General features: G+C 39.9%; 9 protein-coding genes. All 9 read right to left on the bottom strand.

The features are described 5' to 3' along the window. The coding region (dapD, locus tag RWS24_RS10225) for a 2,3,4,5-tetrahydropyridine-2,6-dicarboxylate N-acetyltransferase (RefSeq protein WP_314367222.1) at positions 1–560 on the bottom strand (560 nt) is incomplete at its 3' end. Positions 561–914: 354 nt separating this feature from the next. Then, positions 915–1,928, bottom strand: a complete 1,014-nt coding sequence (locus RWS24_RS10230; protein ID WP_049547737.1) for a hypothetical protein — start codon at positions 1,926–1,928, stop codon at positions 915–917. Positions 1,929–1,958: 30 nt separating this feature from the next. Beyond that, positions 1,959–2,894, bottom strand: coding sequence for a hypothetical protein (locus tag RWS24_RS10235; protein ID WP_049547736.1), 936 nt, complete (start codon positions 2,892–2,894; stop codon positions 1,959–1,961). Between the two features lie 79 nt (positions 2,895–2,973). Beyond that, positions 2,974–3,831: a hypothetical protein gene (locus RWS24_RS10240; protein WP_125337601.1), complete on the bottom strand. Its 858-nt coding sequence runs from the start codon at positions 3,829–3,831 to the stop codon at positions 2,974–2,976. Between the two features lie 322 nt (positions 3,832–4,153). Continuing rightward, entirely contained in the window at positions 4,154–4,534 is a 381-nt protein-coding gene (locus RWS24_RS10245) for a PTS glucitol/sorbitol transporter subunit IIA (RefSeq protein WP_002902105.1), read from the bottom strand. A gap of 98 nt (positions 4,535–4,632) precedes the next feature. Beyond that, positions 4,633–5,613 carry a PTS glucitol/sorbitol transporter subunit IIB gene (locus tag RWS24_RS10250; protein ID WP_314367226.1) on the bottom strand — a complete coding sequence of 327 codons (981 nt, stop codon included), beginning with the start codon at positions 5,611–5,613 and terminating at the stop codon, positions 4,633–4,635. A gap of 16 nt (positions 5,614–5,629) precedes the next feature. Further along, entirely contained in the window at positions 5,630–6,172 is a 543-nt protein-coding gene (locus tag RWS24_RS10255) for a PTS glucitol/sorbitol transporter subunit IIC (RefSeq protein ID WP_002893982.1), read from the bottom strand. After that, complete coding sequence (locus RWS24_RS10260; protein ID WP_049547734.1) at positions 6,169–6,666, bottom strand: transcriptional regulator GutM; 498 nt, start codon at positions 6,664–6,666, stop codon at positions 6,169–6,171. The genes RWS24_RS10255 and RWS24_RS10260 overlap by 4 nt, the downstream gene beginning before the upstream one ends. Further along, a partial coding sequence (locus RWS24_RS10265; protein WP_314367231.1) for a PRD domain-containing protein occupies positions 6,666–8,133 on the bottom strand: 1,468 nt, incomplete at its 5' end. The genes RWS24_RS10265 and RWS24_RS10260, both read right to left, overlap by 1 nt.

Here is an 8,133-nt window from a genome sequence, read left to right on the forward strand (position 1 = left end):
ACGGAACCACTGCCAATTTGTACACCTTCAATCACAACCGCATTGGCACCAATCAACACATTGTCTCCAACCTGAACTGGCTCAGCACTAGCCGGCTCAATGACTCCCGCCAGAACAGCACCAGCACCGACATGACTGTTTTTGCCGACAATCGCTCGGCCACCCAGGATAGCACCCATATCAATCATGGTTCCAGCGCCAATCTCTGCACCAATATTGATGACTGCCCCCATCATGATGACAGCATTATCACCAATTTCGACTTGGTCACGGATAATAGCGCCCGGCTCAATACGGGCATTGATATCGCGCTTGTCCAAAAGCGGCACCGCTGAGTTGCGGGCATCCTGCTCTACGACATAGGTCTTATTTTCCTCTAAGTTCACTAGGAGTGGCTTAATTTCTTCCCAGTCTCCAAAAAGAACATTGCCTAACTTCACAACAGACCAAGGGATGGATCCGTGTAATTCTCCATCAAAGGTTACCTTGACAGGAGTTTTTTTCTTGGCATCAGCGATAAATTTGATAATTTCTTGAGCGTTCATTTTAGTAGCAGACATGATTTTTCCCTCGATTCGTGAATGATTTAGCCTTTTAGTTTGTTTATCTCCTCAATCTCCAACAACTTGAAGAACAATTGAAGTAAACCAAGAAGCTTGATTAGACAATATTATAACACAAAAAAGGGGATTGCAAAACTCCTACAAAATTCTCTACATGAGATACGGATTGTAAAAAGACACGAACTCTCGTCCGTGCCCAACAAAGCAATTCCAAACTTATATACCAACGATCTTATTTAATTCTTTCGTTTCGTTCAAAATGTTCCCACTGTTGGCATCAATGGTCATTTTGATCTTTTGCGTACCGTTCGGAGTTTCCAGCTGTAAGATAAGCACTCCTATTCATTTATTCTATTTAGAAAGATTACTCAATAGATACTGTCCGTTTTCCTGACGGATAAAAGTCAAAGTTATCTCCTTATTTGAAGAGGTTTCATAGTTTATAAGCATCTTCGGCTCTGATTCACCATCCCCATAAACTGAGATATGTTGATATTCTGGGTATTCCTTGATTACTTCTTTAAAGGAAGAACCGCCCTCGCCTGTTTCCGCATCACCCGTCTTTAAGTTCTCTGTAATCTGGCTAGATACCTTTTTATTATAGTCATCACTGCCGGGCATAATACTCATACCCTGAAGATGGTAACTGCCATCCTCGTGTTTCATAAAGGTCAGAGTGGTATAACTAGAGTCAGGTAGCCAAGACAATGAGAGCCCTTCTTCCTGAAACGTCACACTGCTGGCCAAGCCAAAATCTTTGACTACTTGTTCTGGGGTCAATCCTTCATCATCCGCACTAACAATGCTCAGCTTTTCAAGGTCTTTCACTTCCCACTCATACACATCCTCTTTTGTCGGAGCCACAAAAGAAGCAACATCGCTTTGATGTCCCTTTCGAGACAGACTTGGCACACTTCCCCCACCCATAAAATCATTTAGGAAATAGCCGCCAAGACCTCCTAGCAATAATCCCGCTGCCAGGCCTATTCCTAAAAATCCTATCAGCTTGCCCGTACTATTTTTCTTTGGCTCTGGACTTGGCTGGGCAGCAAAGTTTGCAGCTTGCTGTGGTACGGCAAAGTTCTGACCAGCTGGATTAAATCCCTGAGGCGTTGCTTTTTGAAAAGCAGGATTTCCCCAATTATCCTGCTGAGGCATCTGCTGCTGTGGAGCATCAAAAATGGGTTGCTGAACACCAAAATCTTGATTAGGATTCGGCATTTCAGGACTGCCTCCTTCTGTTGGGAAAGGCTGCCCCTCCGTTGAGTTAGCTGAAAATTGTCCTGGATCTGATGACTGGACTTGCTGTGGATACGGAGCCAATCCTTCTAAAGATTGTTCCTGCGGTTTATTTTGTTCTGGCATTGTTTCTCCTTTTATTATTTGAGTTCTATTTTATTTATTGGCAGTAGTGGACAAAAGATAGTTTCCGTCCTCCTGCTGAACGAAGAACAACCTATAAGTACCATCATTAGGAGCGTCATAAGCCGCCTCCATAATGGTTTGACTAGTATCCTCACTGAAATCTTCATCTACACGAATAGAGATACTTCGCGGACTGCCATATTCCTTAAAAACATCCTTATAGGAAATGCCATCTTTACCAGTCTTTGCATCGCCTTTTTTCAATTTTTCAAAGTAATCAGCCGCCATCGCTTCGTCCTCAGCATTATGTTTGCTTCCTTCAAAGCGAATATTATAGATATGAAGACTATTCAGATAGAAACCATCTTTTTTCTTCTCAAAATCCAGAGAAGCAGTTTGATCTGTATAATAAACTGGCCAGTCCTCCTCATCATCAGAATCTTGAAGCGTTCCCCACTCTAAATCAAGGCTGTCACGAGAGATTTCTTCTTTTAAAGCCTTGCCATATTTATCAAGAATATCTTCCACTGAAGTACCATTCGTATCTGTCTGAATAGTATTGAACCGTAACTCTGACAAACTATCAATATCCCACTTGAACTCAGTAGTATCGGGATCAATGTAGCGGTCTGATTGATCCCTCTTTGATCCCCCAGCATCTGCTAAAGGATGTAGCACAGGATATTCCCCTTTGATGACCTCCGCTACTCCCATTCTATAGCCCCAGATTCCCCCTCCGATTAGTCCAAGACCAAGAGAGAGCAAGGCTCCGCCTATCAGGATTCCTTTCCAAGATTTATTCTTGGCCAAAGGTGGGGTTGGTCCCTGCGGACTTGAAACATGGCCTTGCTGAGGTTGAAAATGATGCGGGAATTTCTCTTGCGACTGAGCATTCCTTGAAGGCTCAAAAGAATGCTGTGTTTGCTGTTCTGTCAATCTTCTTTCCTCTTTCTTGTTTATTTTCAATAGTCTTATCAGTTCTCTTTTAATAACGAAATGCTTTGAAATCAATCAGTCACAAAAGATAAACTAAATAACTAAAAACTTACATTTCCTCTGACTTTATATATAAGAAATTTCCATCTGGCTGGCCTACAAACAGAAGATATTTATAACTATCTTCTGTTTTATAAGTCACCTCAGCAATCAGACGGTTGGAGATAATCTTATTATCTACGTCACGTTCGGTTGCGATGACAATTTCTGACGGAACAGGATGCTTCTTCAGGACCTCTGATAAAGCTGTTCCTCCTTCACCCGTTTCCTTGTCTCCTACTTTCAAACGTTCAAGGTCTTTGGGAGATAATACGCTCCAATCTGTCGTTTCCTTCCCTTTTCTATATTCTTTAAAAGAATCTCCAACTACCACTTGTCTCAGATAGTAGTTCTGGTCAACTTTATCAAATTGAAAAGAAATATTTTGCTCCTTGTCCCTGACAGAAGGGCCCCATCGGAGTAACAGACGATTACGATCATATTCTGCTGAACTAGCCAAGCCATAAGTTTCAACGATTTGATCAGCCGTCAGACCTAATCCTTCATCGTTTGTATAGCTCAACCGTCCCAAGTCTTTCAAAGTCCAATTAAACTGAACCGACTGCCCGTCTGTAGTAAAGCTGTCACTCTTGTCTTTGGCTTCTTCCTGAGCCTTACTCAGACGCTTAATCCTTTGAATATCCTTATTTGTCTGTGTCTGCTTGCCGATAAAATAAGCTGAACCGCTGCCAATCAAAAGACCAATTATGAGAGCAAAAATTGAAAGTCCTATGACTTTTCCGATATTGCCCTTCTTATCAGGCAATCCTTGCGGCTGAATCTGCTGGAAATTCCCTTGCAATGGCTGGCTAGGTTGATTTTCTTGCCAAGCCCCTTGCACTTGACCTTGTCCATCTTTATCTGACATGGTTTTCTCCTTATAAATTTTATTGATTTGTCATATTGCGAAAACATTGAAAAATAATGACAAATTTTACAACATTATAACATAAATTATTCTTCCAATCAAAAAGGGAGTGGGAAAGAACTTCAAACAAGTTAAAAAGTTCGTCTTCCCACCCCCGCACAGTTGATCAGGCAATCTTTGGGGCTTAAAAAGCGAAGGAAGATGCCAATCAACCACTGCGTCATCTATTTTTTCTAATTTAGACTCAAAAGCCTGGACTTTTGCCCAGGCTCTGAATCAAGTTTTTAGACTCTTATTTTTCTAGTATTCTTATTTAGATATTTTATCCTACTTGAGCTACTTCAAAAATCTGAATGGTAGAGCCTTTTTCAATTACTACTGCTTGGTCTGCTGCGACATGGAGTGTACCAGGAAGGCTCCCCTCTTTTGAACCATCAAAAGAAATCGTGATATGTCCCAGTCCAGTTAAATTTTTTTCTACTACATTTCCTACGGAACTAATCGAATATTCCTGATTATCTACCACCAGCTTGCCACCTTCTAGTATTGAACCTAGCAGATTTTTGTTATCAATCTTAAAACAATACTCTGCTAAATCTTCTGGTGCTTCTTCTCCAAATAAAATGAGCATATTGGCATCTTGAATCATATTCTGAGCTTCAGGCCCTACTTGAATTACTTTAGCTTCAAAAATTTTCTTCATCTAATTCCTATTTATCCTTTCTCTAATTTGTCTTAAACTTATGCTTATAGATAAGTTTAACATAATAGTTGCTCTGTTTACGTGCATCTATCAAAGGTCTATTGATAAAGACCAATACTAGCTATCCAAGCTACTAGCACCCGCGGAACACCATTGAGAAAGCGTGAATAAAGCACAGAAGGGACACCAACCTCAACTGTTTCAGACTTGGCTTCAGATAGACCGAGTGCTACAGGAATGAAATCACAACCGTTTTGAGTGTTGATAGCAAATATAGCTGGCAGAGCCATTTGGGGCGGAATATTCCCTTTTCCGATTTCGACTCCAATTAAGGTTCCGATAATCTGACTGATAACAGCTCCGGGACCTAACAAAGGAGATAGGAATGGTAAGGAACAGATAAAGCCAATTAAAACGAGTCCCCAGATGTTCCCCGCTAGGGGAACCATTAATTTTGCCAGCCAATTTCCAACACCAGATCCTTGAATAACCCCAATCAGCAAGGAAACAAAGGCCATGAAAGGAATTATTGTATTGAGCATTGTTTGGATGGCTTCACGAGCAGCCTGGTTGAAAGTTGCAACGACCTTACCAGCCCCCATCCCAATTCGTGCTACAATACTTGTTTCAGCTTTTTGCTCTGTAATTTTTTTACTAGTATCGTAAGTTGGCTTTTCAGTTACCACAGTTGTCGCTTTTTCGTCTTCATTAGCAGCAGAAATTTGATTAAGGCCAACTGCTGACACATAGATTTCCTCGGTTATATATTGAGCTAGAGGCCCACTTTTCCCTGTAGCGACAATATTTATTGTAGGGATTCCCTTTTTAGGATAAATACCACAGCGAAGAGTACCGCCACAATCCACGATTGCTAAAGCAATTTCCTCATCTGGGATAGAAGTTTTAAACCCATTAACAGCTTCCATACCGGTCAAATCAGCAATTTTATCTACAATATCTGGCTTTTCTCCGCCGCCAGTGATATAGATGAATTTATGCTTAGCTTCACTAGGTGTAATGACCAAAGGTCCTCCGAAACCGCCATTTCCTTTAACAACTTTTATACTCTTATATGACATAATTTCACTCTTTCTATCAATCAAATGTTTTACTCAAGGTAACACCTTGCTGTTTTGCAACATAGGCAGTCGTAAAATCTGTTACCCATCCACCAACAAAGTTCATGATAATTCCTACAAGCATGTAACGGATTGCCAGGTCCATCTGACTTAAACCTAAAGTTTGAATTCCTGTCGCAATTCCCATCCATACAAACAATTCCCCAGGATTGATATGTGGGAATACACCATTTGAAGTATGGCAGAACTGCATCTGAGCTGCTACAAAACTAGGTTTATAATATTCTGGCAAGAAGCGTCCCATACTGATCGCCATCGGATTCCCCAGCATAAAGGCTGAAATGAAAGGTAAAATCATATAACGGCTAACAGGATTTTTGGCAGAAATCTTAGCCAAGGAATTGACCTTTTCTTCTCCCAAGAAAGCGATAAGGGTATTCATTGCAATCAATAGCATTAAGACAAGCGGTACAATATTTGTCATCCAGCTAATAAAGGTTTCTCCACCTAATTGGAAGAGTTTCATAAAACTCTCTGCAAATTTTGTAATGTGATTCATAAGGAACTCCTTTTCTTATTTTTTTTAAATAACTGTTTAATAGATAATTGTAAGTAATTCGCATAAAAGCCGAATCCCAGAAAAGAATCAGAAGAACTTGTCTCTTTCTCAATACCTGCCTCATGCCAAAGATAGACTTTTCTAGCATCTTCTATGGCTGATTGCATCAACTTATTTTCTTTTCTCACAAGAGGATTATACTTGTCAAAATAATGGATGTCTTCTCCAACATAATCGTCCATATTTTGAAAACGCGCTAAGATTGTGACTCCTTGCATTTTGCTAGCTTTAAGAACCCGACCGTTTTCATCAACCGCGAACATGACAATCGTACCGGATTTTATTCTTCCGGACTTCCTGCCAATCGCTACGCGCCCCAGTTTTCGGAGCATCGTATAGGTCTTATTGAAGTCTTTGAGTTGCTGCCAGCCGAGGAATATTTGAAATATATAAGCTGCCATGACAAATACAGCGAAAATTATTAGCGAATTCATTAAAATACTCCTTTGCTCTTAGAAAATGATAGAAACTCTGTCTCTGTTTCTACAGCCCTCAATGCTTCTTTTAGAGAAGGCTCTCCTGCAATTCGAAAAATGTCGTCATACAATTCCAGCAATTCACTTTCCATTTTTCTTTCAATTTCTGAGGGTATGGCCACTAGAAAGATAAATTCAATCCATTCATCTCCTTTTTGATAAGGCTCTTCTAGTTTTCCAAACATTAAAATAGTCTTTGCATAACCCTGGTTAATTGTATGGGGGAAGGCAATTCCTCCACCAAAAATGGTTGATTGCTTTTTCTCCCTATCAATTATCCGATTTCTAAAACCTTCATCAATCATCTGAAGTTTCTCTAACTCTGCAACCATATTTAGCAAGTATTGCTGATAGGTTTTTTGGGGGCTCAACCGAAGAAAACGTAAGCTGACTGTTTCTAGATTTTTTTGATGAAAAGCATTGGCCCTCTGCCATTCTTCCTGCAGCCATTGATCATCAAAAAGATGATTAACTTGAATGACTGGAGATTTAGAATCTTTATATTTTAGAGGAACTGTCGTAAAAATCGCGAAATAGTCCTGATTTAAATCCACATTAAAATCCTCTTCAGAATACTGAGTAATGTCTACATCATTTCCAAGGACTCGTCTGAGTTGCTGAATAATCATCGCAGCAGTTCCTCTTCCTGTTGTGCAAACTACAGCTATCTGCTTGCGATAACCCTTAACAGCAGAATTTTGCTTTCTTAAAATCATTTCAAAATACAAAGCCAGATATCCGATTTCAGATAATTCCAATTCAGAACCAAAAATTGCAGATAGTTCTTCTCCAGCTATTTTTGCCATTTCAAAAGCAAAAGGATATTGAGTTTGAACCTCGCCATGAAATATATCATTAGCTTGCACATGGAAAATCAGTCGATTGATTAAGGAGCCTAGATGAGATTTGATTTCTTCAAATAATTCTTCATCATCAAAGTGAACCAACATTGTTTCTTTGACTTTCTTGACAATCCCTTCAAAAATATTTGCAAGCTGTTCAGATTGATAAGATGTCTTGCTTAAAGTGTCAATAAAACGGACATTAAACGGAAAACACAAAAAGTCTATCTCAAACTGACTGAGGGAAATCTTATAAGTCATCTCAATATGATAGATTAATTTCTCAGCTAAAGGTGTCTCTGTTAAATCATTCCTATAGTAAGGAATAGGACAATTCAACACTCTAGATGTATGAATACGCTCCACCATAATTGAAATGGTCTTTCGAAGGAGTTCCTGTGTTTCTTTAGGGATTTTATAGTCCTGAACTAGCGTCTCCAGAAAAGAAGATGTTCCCTCAGTGAGTGTCCTTCCTTCAAAGTAAGGAGCCACTTGGTGAATATATAGCAAGCGCAAATTCAGCTCGCTCCCCAAGACCTCCAGCCCACGGTTGGGCTTTCCTGAAATAGTGATAGAGTAACTC

The organism is uncultured Streptococcus sp. (genome assembly GCF_963528215.1).
Taxonomy (GTDB): Bacteria; Bacillota; Bacilli; order Lactobacillales; family Streptococcaceae; genus Streptococcus.